The following is a 12824-nucleotide window of genomic DNA, read 5'->3' on the forward strand; positions in this document are numbered from 1 at the left end:
ACCCATGGCTGGCTTCGGGCTGCGCCCGCCCCTGTTCGAACGCCTGGCCAGCCCGGCGAACGATACCGGGCGGGCGTTCGACCGGCAGGCGTTGCAAGACTCGGTGCATGCCGAACTGTCGCGCCTGTTCAATACCCGACGCGGCCCACGGGCGCTGACCGAACCGCCGAGCATCCTGGACTACGGCATCGCCGACTGGACCGCGCTGCAACAGCAGCGCAGCGATGACCGCCGCCAACTGACCCGGGAAATCCGCCAGGCCATCACCTGCTTCGAACCTCGCCTGCGCCTGGGCGAGGTCGAGGTCTGCCCGGTGCCGGGCCATCCGCAGCAACTGTGCATACGGCTGCTGGGCGAGCTGCGCGGCGACCTGCATGCCTGGCCCGTGGCCTTTGTCATCGAGCACGCCGGCGACGGCCTTGAGGTACGACATGAGCGACTCGATTGACCCGCAATTGTTGGACTATTACCAACGCGAACTGACCTGGTTGCGGCATGCCGGGAGCCTGTTCGCCGAGCGCTACCCCAAGGTCGCCCGGCGCCTGGAGTTGTCCCCCGGCGAATGCCCCGATCCGCATGTCGAGCGCCTGCTGGAAGGTTTCGCACTGTTGGCTGCACGCTTGCAACGCCGACTGGACGACGACTACGCCGAATTCAGCGACGCCCTGCTCGAACAGCTTTACCCGTTGGCCATGCGGCCCTTGCCGTCGTGCGCCATCGTGCAGTTCGAACCCGACCCCAGCAAAGGCAACTTGAACGAGGGCTACCCGCTGCCCCGCGATACACCGTTGTTCGTCACCACGGACAAAGGCCAGAGCATTCATTTTCGGACCACCGCCGCCGTGCATTTGTGGCCGGTGGAAATCAGCGAGGCATTGCTGCTGGGCAGCGACGAAACCCAGGCGTTGACCGGAGTGGTCCGGGCCCGCTCGGCCTTGCGCCTGGAGCTGCGATGCCTGGGCGAAAGCCAGTGGTCGACGCTGGGAATCGACTCGCTGCGGGTACACCTGGCAGCGTCACCGATCATCAACGCCGGGCTGTACGATTTGCTGGGCGCGCACGCCATCGAGGTCCTGGCCGGCGCGCCGGGCAGCGCGCCGGAGTCGCTGACAGGCTTGCCACAGATCGTCGGCTTCGCCAGTGACCAGGTCTTGCTGCCGGATGAAGACGGCGTGCACCCCGGCATGCGTCTGCTGGCCGAGTACTTTGCCTTCCCGGATAAATTCGGCTTCTTCGACCTGCCACTGGCCGGTGCCACCAGCGACGGCCCGTCGTTGTACCTGTACATCGTTTTCGACCGCCCTCCCACCAGCCGCCTGCCGCTCCAGGCCAGCGACATCGCCCTGGGCTGCACGCCGGTGATCAACCTGTTTCCCAGGACTTCCGAGCCGCTGCGCCCGGATGGCACCCGCAGCGAGTACCGGTTGGTGGCCGACAGTCATCGGGAAAACAGCGTCGAGATCCACAGCATCCGTGGCATGCGCGCCATGTCCAGCCAGGGCGTGCGCAAAGTGCCGGCCTATTACGGCAGCCAGCATGGCAGCGACCAAACCTGTTATTGGCATGCACGACGGGTCAGTGGCATGAGCCCGAACCGATTGGGCACCGACTTGATGGTCAGCCTGGTGGACACCCAGTTCGACCCGCTGGCCGAAACCCGCGACTACAGCCTCACCGCCGAACTGCTGTGCACCAATCGCCACCTGGCCCAGAGCCTGCCGGCTGGCACCCCGCTGGGTTTCGAGCGCCCGGGGCCGGTGGCCTGGGCGCGCCTGCGCAACCCACCCAGCCCGCAAAGCCTGCCGCGCCTGGATGGCGAATCGCGCTGGCGGCTGGTGTCGCAATTGACCCTCAACCATTTGTCGCTGGTCGAAGGTCCCCAGGCATTGGACGCACTGCGCGAGATTCTCCAATTGCACAACCTGCGGGACGAGGCCAGCGCCCATCGCCAGATCGAAGGGGTATCGGGGCTGAGTTGCGACCGGGTCATCGCCCATGTCGGCGAAGACGCCTGGCGCGGCTGGCGCAACGGCCTGGAGGTGCGCCTGCAACTGGATCCGCAACACTTCGTCGGTAGCAGCGCCGTGCTGTTCTCCGGGGTGCTGGCGCAATTCTTTTCCCTTTATGCCACCGCCAATCGTTTCGTGCGCACCGTGCTGGTCCAGTCCGACAAGGAGGTGAAGACATGGCTACCCCAAGCCGGCAAACCCCTGGTGCTCTGAACCTGAGCCAGCGCCTGCGGCGCGACCCGCAACGCTTCGAATGGCTCCAGGCCTTGCTGTTGCTCGAACGTGAACATCCCCAGGCCGAGCCCCTGGGCAGCGGCACCGCGCCGCACGCCGAAGCCTTGCGTCTGCGCGGGCCCTTGACGCCGCTGTTCGCCGCCAGTGAAGTCGAGAGCCTGGGCCAGGAACCCGGCCTGCCGCCCACCCTGACCACGCCGATCTTCGGCCTCGGCGGCCCCGACGGCCCGTTGCCCTACGCCTACCAGGAATGGCTGCAACAACGGGCACGGGCGAAGGACCATGCCCCGGCGGAATTCCTCGACCTGTTCCAGCATCGCCTGCTCAGCCTGCTTTACAAGGTGATGCGCAAACATCGCATCGCCTTGGGTTTCACTGCCCCGGGATCGTCCGCCGTACACGCCCAACTGCGGGCGTTGACCGGCCTGCTGCCCAAGGCCTTGCAGGAGCGCCAGGCCGCCCCCGACTCGGCGGTACTGGCCTGCACCGCGCTGTACGCCGATGGCCGGCGTTCCCTGGACGGGTTCGCGGCGATTGTCCGTGAACAGTTCGGGCTGCCCGTGGAGCTGTCGGCCTACGAAGGTGGCTGGCGTGAAATCCCGCCGGCCAGCCGCAGCCGCTTGCAACCGGGCGGGCGCAACCTGTGCCTGGGCCGCAACGCGGTGGCCGGCACCCACGTCTGGGACGAACATGCCGGTGTGCGCCTGACCCTCGGCCCGCTGACCACGGGCCAGGCCAGCGGACTGCTGCCCAACGGCGAAGCCCATCCGCTGCTCGCCAGTCTCTACGCCCTGTACTTCGGCCCCGACCTGGATTGCACCCTGGTGTTGCTGATCCGCGGCGCCGGCCCGCTGCAACTGGACCGCCAGGCAGCGCCACGGCTGAACTGGAACGGTGGCCTGCAACGCCAGCCAACCCTCGCCGTGCAACGGATCGAAACCCGCCTTCGTCAGCCGGAGATAGCCTGAAATGGAACTGGCCAGCCTGATCGGACGCCTCAACCCGGACAACCGCCGCGCCCTGGAGCGGGCCGCGCAACGTTGCATGCAGCGCAGCCATCATTACGTGGAAATCGAACACCTGCTGTTAGAGTTGCTCGACATCGAAGGCGGCGACTTTGCCTGCCTGCTGCCACGATTCGGTCTGGAGCGTGACGCGGTGGCGGCGCAAACCAACAAGGCCCTGGACCTGTTCAAATCCGGCAGCACCCGCACGCCCGCCCTGTCGGCGCAAACCATCGGCCTGTTGGAAGACGCCGTGGTCCAGGCCAGCGTGCTGGGCCTGGACAGCATCCGCTCCGGGCTGTTGCTGCTGGCACTGCTGGACCGTGATGAGCGCCGCAGCCTGCTGCTCAACAGCGCCTCGTCGTTGCTGCGCATTCCCCGCGACGCCCTGCGCACCCACCTATTGGAATGGACCGAAAGCTCCCGTGAGCATGTCGCTGGCGTGCGCCCGGCCAAACCCGGCGAGCCTCCCCAGAAACAGGACCCGGTGCTGGACCAGTACACCCAGGACCTGACCGCCGACGCCCGGGCCGGGCGCATCGACCCCATCGTCGGCCGCGACGGCGAGATCCGCCAGTGCATCGACATCCTGCTCCGGCGCCGGCAGAACAACCCGATCCTGGTGGGCGCACCAGGCGTCGGCAAGACTGCGGTGGTGGAAGGCCTGGCCCTGCGTATCGCCGCCGGGGATGTGCCGCCGTCGCTGCAGGAAGTCACCCTGCGTGTCCTCGACCTGGGCCTGTTGCAGGCCGGTGCCGGTGTCAAAGGTGAATTCGAACAGCGCCTCAAAGGCGTGATCGACGCGGTACGCAGTGCCGAAAAGCCGATCATCCTGTTCATCGACGAAGCCCATACGCTGATCGGCGCCGGCGGTGCGGAAGGCGGCAGCGACGCGGCCAACCTGCTCAAGCCCGCCTTGGCCCGGGGCGAACTGCGCACCCTGGCCGCCACCACCTGGCTGGAATACAAAAAATATTTCGAGAAAGACCCGGCCCTGGCCCGCCGCTTCCAACTGGTGCAGGTCGAAGAACCGGACGAACTTACCGCCGTGGAAATGCTCCGCGGCGTGGCGAGCAAACTGGAACAGCACCACGGCGTGCAGGTGCTGGACGCGGCCATCCACGAGGCGGTGAAGCTGTCCCACCGCTACATCTCCGGACGACAGTTGCCGGACAAAGCCATCAGCGTGCTCGACACCGCCTGCGCCCGGGTCGCCCTCGGCCAGCACGACGTGCCGCCACCGCTGGAAAGCCTGCGCCATCGGCAGAACAGCCTCAAGGACGAGGTCGAACGCCTGCGCCGGGAACAAGCGACCGGGCTCGATCACCGTGAACGCATCACCCTGCTCGAAGGCGAATCGACCAGCAACGTGCAAGCCATCCGCGAACTGGAAACCCGCTGGGGCGAAGAGCGCGAAGCCGTGCGCGAACTGCTCGACACCCGGCGCGAACTGCTTGCCCTGAGCGAACGCGCCGACAGTGAAAAAGCCGACACCGAGATCGATAACCGCATCGACCACCTGGCCGCCGAACTGCTGCGCCTGGAGGCGGGCCTGGATGCCATTCGCCAGGACGATCCGCTGGTGCCCGAACAGGTGGACAGCAAGACCGTCGCCGCCGTGATTGCTGGCTGGACCGGCATCCCGGTGGGCAAGATGCTCGCCGACGAAGCACACGCCGTGCGCACCCTCGGCCAGCGCATGGGCCAGCGGGTCATGGGCCAGAGCACCGCGTTGAACACCATCGCCCAACGCCTGCAAGCCTACCGCGCCGGCCTCACCGACCCACAGAAACCGGTCGGTGTGTTCCTGCTGGTGGGCCCGACCGGCGTGGGCAAGACCGAAACCGCCTATGCCCTGGCCGACGCCTTGTACGGCGGTGAACGCAACCTGATCAGCATCAACCTTTCGGAGTACCAGGAAGCCCACACCGTCAGCCAACTCAAAGGCGCCCCGCCCGGCTACGTTGGCTACGGCAGCGGCGGTGTGCTCACCGAAGCGGTACGGCGCAAACCCTATTCGGTGGTGCTGCTGGATGAAATCGAAAAGGCCCACCCGGATGTGCTCGAAGCCTTCTACAACGTCTTCGACAAAGGCCTGATGGAAGACGGCACCGGCCTGGTGGTGGACTTCAAGAACACCGTGATGCTCGCCACCAGCAACGTCGGCGCCGAACTGCTTTTGGACACGCCAGTGGCACAACTGGGCAGCGATGCCTTCAACGAAGCCTTGCACAAAGTGCTGCTGCAAGCGTTCCGCCCAGCGTTTTTGGCGCGCATGACGGTGGTGGCGTACCGGCCGCTGGATGAAGCGACGCTGGAAGGGATCGTGCTGGCGAAGCTGGAAAAATTGCGCGGACGCTACAAGGCCGCGACCGGCAAGCAGTTCGAGTTCGATGCCGGGATCGTCAAGGCCGTGTTGGCCAAGTGCAGCGCGGCGGGCGCGAGGGATGTCGAGAATGTGTTGATGACGCAGGTGACGGGGAAATTGGCGGAGTGGGTGTTGGAATGACTTGCCCTGGGCTTCAGGTGGTGAAGTGCCGTTTTTCACCTTGTATTTATTCATGACCAATGGAAGGACGTTGCCATGCTGAAGGCAAGACTTGAACTGGAAAAACGCCATCTTCGCCCCACCTTTGCCAATACCCACGCGGGCATCGTCAACTTTGACCTGAGCCTTGATGTCGATCGAGACTTGCTGGCGCTGGTCGACGGCAACGCCCATCGTGCCTACTACCTGCCGTGGGATATGGATTCGGGACTCTATGTAGACCTGCCCACGACCCCGACGGGCAACGACCCTCTGCTGTTCCTCACCGCCAACCTGACGGGCTGCTGTGTAGGAATCCAGAACTTCGGCGGGTTCATCAGGGTTCGACACTACAACCTGTTCACCACGGGCAATCAGAATCCGGTCTTCTCCCAGGATGACCTTTTCCGCTACGGCACCAACGTTTCCTGGCTGCTGCCGTCGGATAAATACAATGTTCCCGCCATCCAAAGGGCAGTCCCGTATACCCATGGAGGGCCTTGGGCCGAAGCCGTCCTGTGGGGCGAGTATGTCGCCACCTACTGGCCATTCACGTCGAAGTGGCACTTCTACTACCAGAATGGAAACGCCAACAAAGTTATCCATGAATTGAACTATCAGTAGCAGGCCATTCAATGCCCCGCTCCACCGACAGCAACACCACCCTCTCCCTCACCGCCACCTCGGTGTCGGCGCTGTATCCTGAATCGCTGTCCGGAGAAGAAAGCCTCAATGCACTGGGCTCGCACATTCTCAACGCAATCAACGACGGCGCCTCGTTGACACTCACCAGCGCCGTCGCCAGCCATGTCACCACGACGCTGCACAAGGACGCCTTGTTGCGCCCGCTGGATGGGCTGGTGGCCGAAATCCGCCAGCTTCCCGCCGACGCCACCGCCGAGCGCTATCAGCTTTTGCTCCGGCCGTGGCTCTGGTGGCTGAGCCTGGCCAGCAACAACCGCGTGTTCCAGAACCTCGCCACGTCGGACATCGTCACCACGATTTTCAAGGCCCATGGTTTCACCGACTTCCAACTCAAGCTCACCGGTAGCTACACCCCGCGCGAGTACTGCGTGCAGTACGGCGAAACCGACCTGGCCTTCATCTCGCGCCTGCTGGAAGAAGACGGGATTTTCTGGTTCTTCAGCCATGAAGACGGCAAGCACACGCTGGTACTGGCCGACAGCAACGACGCCTTCGCGCCGATTCCCAACGGGCCAACGGTAAACTATCTCGGGCAAAAAATGGGCGAGCGAGAGCTGCACGGCATCCGTTCAGGGCAGGTGTGCCTGCAAGCGGTGGCCGGGGTTTACCAGGCCACCGACTATGAATTCACCACGCCAACGACATCGCTCTACAGCCAGGCCGAAGCCGTGGCCGGGCCGAGCTTGGTGTACGAACACCCGGGCGGCTATACCGCCAAGGCCCAGGGCGATGCGCTGACCAAACAGCGGGTGGACGGCTTGCGCAGCCAGGAGAAACGCTTCGTCGGTGAAAGCGACTGCCGCTGGCTGGTGCCAGGGTATTGGTTCACCCTCGCCGGCCATGACGACACGACACTGAATATCGATTGGGTCGTGACGTCGGTCAGCCATGAAGCCAGCCACGACAGCTATCGCAACCGCTTCGAAGCGATCCCCAAGGCCACGGTCTATCGACCGCCCCGCCTCACCCCAAAACCGCGCATGCACACCCAGACGGCAGTGGTGGTGGGCAAGGCCGGCGAAGAAATCTGGACCGATGAATATGGCCGGATCAAATTGCAGTTCCCCTGGGACCGCACCGGCAAGAACGACGAGACCTCATCCTGCTGGGTCCGCGTGGTCTTGCCGTGGAGCGGCAAGGGCTTTGGCATGCAGTTCGTGCCGCGCATCGGCCAGGAAGTCATCGTGACCTTCATCGACGGCGACCCGGATCGGCCCTTGGTCACCGGTTGCGTCTACAACGGCGACAATGCCCTGCCCTACGCGCTGCCGGCGAACCAGACCCAGTCCGGGATCAAGACCAATTCGTCCAAGGGCGGCGGTGGTTTCAACGAGTTGCGTTTCGAAGACAAGAAGGACGCCGAAGAAGTGTTTCTCCAGGCCCAGAAAGACTTCAACATCAACGTGCTCAACGACACCACCGCCACCGTCGGTCACGACGAGACCCTCACGGTGCAGAACGCCCGCACCCGCACGGTAAAGGATGGCGACGAGACCGTTACCCTGGAGAAAGGCAAGCGCAGCGTGACCATCCAGACTGGCAGCGACAGCCTCGATGTGAAGGACACCCGCACCGTCACCGTGGGTTCGGACCAGAGCCACAGCACCGGCGGCAACTACGATCATAAGGTCACCGGCAATTACAGCCTGACGGTGGACGGCAACCTGACCATCAAAGTCAGCGGCACCCTGACCCTGCAAAGCGGCGGCAGCTTCGCGATCAAGAGCGGCGCCGACCTGGCCGCCCAGGCCAGCACGTCCATCAGCCAGAAAGCCGGCACGGCCCTGAGCAACCAGGCCGGTACCTCGCTGGAAAACAAGGCCGGCACCACCCTGACCAACGACGCCGGCATCAGCCTGGTGAACAAGGCGGCGGCCGAACAGACCGTGGACGGCGGCGGCATGCTGACCATCAAGGGCGGCCTGGTGAAGGTCAACTGACAGGAGCCACCGATGGCCTCGAAAAAACTCGACCTGGAGCGTGGTGACAGCCAACTGAGCGGGCAACTGGTCGATGGCCAGCTCGACGGCCCGCTGCAAATCGAAGAAGCCCAACGCCCGCAAGCAAAGCTCAACTACAGCCAAGGTGAACTGCAAGGCACCAGCACCCTGTATCACCCCAATGGCAAGGTCTCGGCGGTATTGCCGTTCGTGAAAGGCAAGTTGCAGGGTGTGGCGAGCTTCTATGCGGCCGAAGGCGGGTTGCAACGCCAGGCCACGTACCGCCGCGGGTTGCTGCACGGCGAGGCGAACAACTACTTCCCCGACGGGCAACTGGCCGAAGCCGAGGTCTATCGCGACGGCGTGCGCGACGGCCGCTATCGCCGCCTGCACCCCAACGGCAACCCGGCGGTCGAAGCCCGCTACCTCAACGGCCAACTGCTGGAACCAGCCCAGGCCTACGCCGAAGACGGCCGGCCACTGGACGCCGAAGGCAAACCGATCTCCCGGGTGCGCTGGTGGTTCAGGCGCTGGAATGATCCAGCGCAGGCATAACGATTGTCTTGCCTCTCCCCCTGTGGGAGATTCTATGGTGCGGGGCTACCCCTTAAATGCCTTTCGGTAAGTATTCGCTCTGGTTCTTCAGCAGGGCGAATACCACTCGAGCAAGCTTGCGGGCCAGTGCCACTAATGCTTCGGTTGTGCTGAGTCCCCGGGCCCTCAGTGCCTCATAAAAACCCTTCCATGCCGCTGTGCGCCTCGCCGACATTGCGGCGTTGTGCATCAGTCGACGTGCCTCTGGGTCACCTCGCTTAGACAGGCAGCGGCGGCCCTTCTTTTTCCCTGAATCCGATATACGCAGGTCTAGGCCCAGAAAAGCGATGAAGGCATCGGCGTTTCTGAAATCCCCACGCTGAAACGACGTGAGCAAACGAGCACCGTTCAACAGGCCAATGCCTTCGACTTTCATGCAACGCTTGAGTTGAGCACCCAAGCCCGCTGCTTCCAACTGCGTCTGGATTGTTTTTTCAAGCAAGACCTCCAGTCGTTGCATGGCCTTTATCTGGTTCTCAAAGGCACTTTTGAGCAACGGTTCGTTTGACCAGCTTTGCTTGAGGCTGACACGCGCCTGAACCAAGGCTGCCCGGCGCCGGAAAAGGCTTATAAGCCGGCAATACAGGGGCGATGGCGGGGTCCACGGGTGCAACTGGTGGCCTTCGTTGTTCAAGTAGCGAGCCAACAACCGAGCATCCAGCGCATCGGTTTTAGCGCGAACTTTCACACCTTTGCGGTAATGGCTGAGCTCGTAGCCGCCAATCATGTAGATCACACAACCTTGCGCATAAGCCAGGTCGGCGAATTCCTGGTGATAGATATTGGTGGCTTCGATGGCGACATCCACTGGCGCGGGCAGCTCCTTGAGCCACTTCTTGATCGCAGCTTTGGTGTTGGGGATCGCTTCCAGTCGATCTGTTTCTGCGTGATAAATCACCAACTCATCTTTGGCGACATCAACACCCACGATCGGCTTTGCGACAGAAACCGGCATTGCCATTGAAAATCCTCCGGGCTAAGGTTTGAACACTTGAAGGGTTCACCCAGAGGCGCAGGCTTGTTCCTATCGTCGGTCTAGGCCAGATGCATTCTTTATCGGCGCTTGGGTGAAAGGAGGAGGGGTGAAATCTCCCACGGTCTGTACTGCGCGAACAGTCAGAATCGAGCTTTGTCCCTCTTCCTCCCTTCAAGTCCTACCATACAAGCGAGCTTGCTCGCGATGACGCCAACACATCCAACATCACCACCCACTGACCCACCGCTATCGCGAGCAAGCTCGCTCCCACAGTGGGCGGTGCAATGCCTGCAAGATTGCCGATCAGGGGATGAGCATCTGCACCTGCCCTGGCACGACGATCTTGATCACCCCGGCCCAGGTACACATCAAGGTGCTGTTGGCATCGATGGCCGGCATGTTGCCCAGCAACAGGGTCGGGGCGCCGCCGGGGATCCATGGGGCCGCGGTGGCCGGGATGCAGGGCATGGGGGTCAGCACGCCGAGTGCCGCCGCGGTGGCGGCGGCCACGGTCGGGTTCGCCAGGCTCATGCACATGCCAAACGTGGTGATGTTCACCAGCGGGATGTGATCCATGATATTCGCCGCCGGCATCCCGCCGGTCAGCAGGCGATTGACCGGCAGCACATTGAGCACCGCCGGGGCTGCGCCGAAGCTGCATTGCAAGGTCGCGGTGCCACAGACTTGCGGGCATCCCATCGCGGTTGCTCCTTTGAAAGCGACAGACTCCAAAACCTTAGCTCGCCCCTACCCGACGCGCACGCCGCCATGCATCAAGCCCGCTGATTATCCTGCAACACGCTAACCTATAAGACCCTGGCGTGCTTGTGACGCCTCCCGCGCGCCATTAGATTAGCCAATGATCGATGGCCTCCAAAATAAGCAGAAGGGATAAGCATGGCGTTTACTGATCAGTCCACCCGCGTGCGCGACGGTGAAGAACTCGATGCCAACCTGATCGACCCGTACCTCAAGGCCCACATTCCCGGCCTGACCGGCGTGCCGCAGATCAGCCAGTTTCCCGGTGGCGCGTCGAACCTGACCTACCTGCTGGAATACCCCGAGCAGGAGTTCGTCCTGCGCCGTCCACCGTTCGGCCACAAGGCCAAGTCCGCCCACGACATGGGCCGTGAGTTCCGCATCCTCAATCAATTGCGCGAAGGTTTCCCGTACTGCCCCAAAGCCTACGTGCACTGCACCGACGAGTCGGTGATGGGCGCCGAGTTCTATGTGATGGAACGGGTCAAGGGCATCATCCTGCGCTCCGACCTGCCGCCGGAACTGGGTTTCGACGCCGCCCGCACCGAAGCGCTGTGCAAGAGCTTCATCGACCGACTCGTCGAGCTGCACCGTGTCGACTACAACGCTTGCGGCCTGGCCGACCTGGGCAAGCCCGAAGGCTACGTGGCCCGGCAGATCCGCGGCTGGAGCGACCGCTACGAAAAAGCCCTGACGCCCGATGCGCCGAAGTGGGAAGCGGTCAAGGCCTGGCTCAACGACAAGATGCCGGCCGACCACCCCACTTCGAGCATCGTCCACAACGACTACCGCTTCGACAACGTGATCCTCGACCCAGAGAACCCGATGCAGATCATCGGCGTACTGGACTGGGAACTCACCACGATCGGCGATCCGTTGATGGATCTGGGCAACAGCCTCGCCTACTGGATCGAAGCCGCAGACCCGGCCCCCGTCCAACTGATGCGCCGCCAGCCAAGCCATGCCCCCGGCATGCTGACCCGCCGTGAGTTCGTCGATTACTACGCCGAGCGCGCCGGGATCCGCATCGACAACTTCGACTTCTATTACACCTACGGGCTGTTCCGCCTGGCCGGCATCGTCCAGCAGATCTACTACCGCTTCTTCCACGGCCAGACCCAGGACAAACGCTTCGCGCAGTTCGTTCAGATGAACACACTGCTGGAGCAGATGAGCCTGCAGGTCATCAGCAAATCCGCGCTCTGAGCGCACCTATAACAAGGAAACAGCATGTCCAAGACCCAGTTGTTCGACCTCGACGGTAAAATCGCCTTCGTTTCCGGCGCCAGCCGCGGCATCGGCGAGGCCATCGCCAAACTGCTGGCCCAGCAAGGCGCCCATGTGATCGTTTCCAGCCGCAAGCTCGACGGTTGCCAGCACGTGGCCGACGCCATCATCGCCGCTGGCGGCAAGGCCACCGCCATCGCCTGCCACATCGGTGAAATGGAGCAGATCAGCCAGGTATTCGCCGGTATCCGCGAACAGTTCGGGCGCCTGGACATCCTGGTCAACAACGCCGCCACCAACCCGCAATTCTGCAATGTCCTGGACACCGACCTGGGTGCGTTCCAGAAAACCGTGGATGTGAACATCCGCGGCTACTTCTTCATGTCGGTGGAAGCCGGCAAGCTGATGCGCGAGAACGGCGGCGGCAGCATCATCAACGTGGCGTCGATCAACGGCATCTCGCCGGGGATCTTCCAGGGCATCTACTCGGTGACCAAGGCTGCGGTGATCAACATGACCAAAGTCTTCGCCAAGGAATGCGCGCAATTCGGCATCCGCTGCAACGCCCTGCTGCCAGGCCTGACCGACACCAAGTTCGCCTCGGCACTGGTCAAGAACGACGCCATCCTGAAGACCGCCCTGGCGCAGATCCCGCTCAAGCGCGTGGCCGACCCGAGCGAAATGGCCGGCGCGGTGTTGTACCTGGCCAGCGATGCGTCGAGCTACACCACGGGTGTGGCGTTGAATGTGGATGGTGGGTTCCTGTCCTGACAGTGAGCCCTGTGAGAGACTCTGTGGGAGCGAGCTTGCTCGCGATAGCGCTGCATCAGTCGCACTGGTACTGGCTGA

The 12824-nt window shown here is 63.3% G+C and carries 11 protein-coding genes; 9 read left to right on the forward strand and 2 right to left on the reverse strand.

Annotated features, from left to right (window positions below; translation table 11 throughout):
• Positions 1-4 precede the first annotated feature (4 nt).
• The 7 genes from tssE (at position 5) to LOY50_RS16545 (ending at position 8974) form a co-directional block, all read left to right on the forward strand.
• Positions 5-448 carry a type VI secretion system baseplate subunit TssE gene (gene tssE / locus LOY50_RS16515; RefSeq protein ID WP_214512690.1) on the forward strand — a complete coding sequence of 148 codons (444 nt, stop codon included), beginning with the start codon at positions 5-7 and terminating at the stop codon, positions 446-448.
• Positions 432-2222 carry a type VI secretion system baseplate subunit TssF gene (gene tssF / locus LOY50_RS16520; RefSeq protein WP_253475686.1) on the forward strand — a complete coding sequence of 597 codons (1791 nt, stop codon included), beginning with the start codon at positions 432-434 and terminating at the stop codon, positions 2220-2222. Before tssE ends, tssF begins: the two co-directional genes overlap by 17 nt.
• Entirely contained in the window at positions 2186-3211 is a 1026-nt protein-coding gene (gene tssG, locus LOY50_RS16525) for a type VI secretion system baseplate subunit TssG (protein WP_253475690.1), read from the forward strand. Before tssF ends, tssG begins: the two co-directional genes overlap by 37 nt.
• 1 nt (position 3212) lies before the next feature.
• Positions 3213-5756 (forward strand): type VI secretion system ATPase TssH, encoded by a 2544-nt coding sequence (gene tssH, locus LOY50_RS16530; protein WP_258688465.1) that lies wholly within the window; start codon positions 3213-3215, stop codon positions 5754-5756.
• 75 nt (positions 5757-5831) lie between these two features.
• A complete protein-coding gene (locus tag LOY50_RS16535; protein WP_253475697.1) occupies positions 5832-6398 on the forward strand; it encodes a hypothetical protein in 567 nt (188 codons plus the stop codon).
• An 11-nt stretch (positions 6399-6409) separates the two neighbouring features.
• Complete coding sequence (tssI, locus tag LOY50_RS16540; RefSeq protein ID WP_258688469.1) at positions 6410-8419, forward strand: type VI secretion system tip protein VgrG; 2010 nt, start codon at positions 6410-6412, stop codon at positions 8417-8419.
• A 12-nt stretch (positions 8420-8431) separates the two neighbouring features.
• Positions 8432-8974 (forward strand): toxin-antitoxin system YwqK family antitoxin, encoded by a 543-nt coding sequence (locus LOY50_RS16545; RefSeq protein WP_024617951.1) that lies wholly within the window; start codon positions 8432-8434, stop codon positions 8972-8974.
• Positions 8975-9026: 52 nt separating this feature from the next.
• Here LOY50_RS16545 and LOY50_RS16550 read toward each other — a convergent pair whose 3' ends face one another.
• Both LOY50_RS16550 and LOY50_RS16555 read right to left on the reverse strand, forming a co-directional pair.
• Entirely contained in the window at positions 9027-9974 is a 948-nt protein-coding gene (locus LOY50_RS16550; RefSeq protein WP_258688304.1) for an IS110 family transposase, read from the reverse strand.
• 318 nt (positions 9975-10292) lie between these two features.
• The gene (locus LOY50_RS16555) at positions 10293-10688 is read right to left on the reverse strand and encodes a DUF4280 domain-containing protein (protein ID WP_003202818.1); all 396 of its coding nucleotides are present in this window, start codon (positions 10686-10688) and stop codon (positions 10293-10295) included.
• Positions 10689-10886: 198 nt separating this feature from the next.
• Here LOY50_RS16555 and LOY50_RS16560 point away from each other — a divergent pair, with 198 nt between their 5' ends.
• Complete coding sequence (locus LOY50_RS16560; RefSeq protein ID WP_258688472.1) at positions 10887-11954, forward strand: phosphotransferase family protein; 1068 nt, start codon at positions 10887-10889, stop codon at positions 11952-11954.
• A gap of 24 nt (positions 11955-11978) precedes the next feature.
• The gene (locus LOY50_RS16565) at positions 11979-12746 is read left to right on the forward strand and encodes an SDR family oxidoreductase (protein WP_003180553.1); all 768 of its coding nucleotides are present in this window, start codon (positions 11979-11981) and stop codon (positions 12744-12746) included.
• Positions 12747-12824: the final 78 nt, after the last annotated feature.

It is taken from the genome of Pseudomonas sp. B21-010, assembly GCF_024749325.1.
Lineage (GTDB): Bacteria > Pseudomonadota > Gammaproteobacteria > Pseudomonadales > Pseudomonadaceae > Aquipseudomonas > Aquipseudomonas kilonensis.

Coding starts and splice junctions, on each gene's coding strand:
- tssE (WP_214512690.1), top strand. CDS start 5: ATGGCTGGCTTCGGGCTGCGCCCGCCCCTGTTCGAACGCCTGGCCAGC.
- tssF (WP_253475686.1), top strand. CDS start 432: ATGAGCGACTCGATTGACCCGCAATTGTTGGACTATTACCAACGCGAA.
- tssG (WP_253475690.1), top strand. CDS start 2,186: ATGGCTACCCCAAGCCGGCAAACCCCTGGTGCTCTGAACCTGAGCCAG.
- tssH (WP_258688465.1), top strand. CDS start 3,213: ATGGAACTGGCCAGCCTGATCGGACGCCTCAACCCGGACAACCGCCGC.
- LOY50_RS16535 (WP_253475697.1), top strand. CDS start 5,832: ATGCTGAAGGCAAGACTTGAACTGGAAAAACGCCATCTTCGCCCCACC.
- tssI (WP_258688469.1), top strand. CDS start 6,410: ATGCCCCGCTCCACCGACAGCAACACCACCCTCTCCCTCACCGCCACC.
- LOY50_RS16545 (WP_024617951.1), top strand. CDS start 8,432: ATGGCCTCGAAAAAACTCGACCTGGAGCGTGGTGACAGCCAACTGAGC.
- LOY50_RS16550 (WP_258688304.1), bottom strand. CDS start 9,974: ATGGCAATGCCGGTTTCTGTCGCAAAGCCGATCGTGGGTGTTGATGTC.
- LOY50_RS16555 (WP_003202818.1), bottom strand. CDS start 10,688: ATGGGATGCCCGCAAGTCTGTGGCACCGCGACCTTGCAATGCAGCTTC.
- LOY50_RS16560 (WP_258688472.1), top strand. CDS start 10,887: ATGGCGTTTACTGATCAGTCCACCCGCGTGCGCGACGGTGAAGAACTC.
- LOY50_RS16565 (WP_003180553.1), top strand. CDS start 11,979: ATGTCCAAGACCCAGTTGTTCGACCTCGACGGTAAAATCGCCTTCGTT.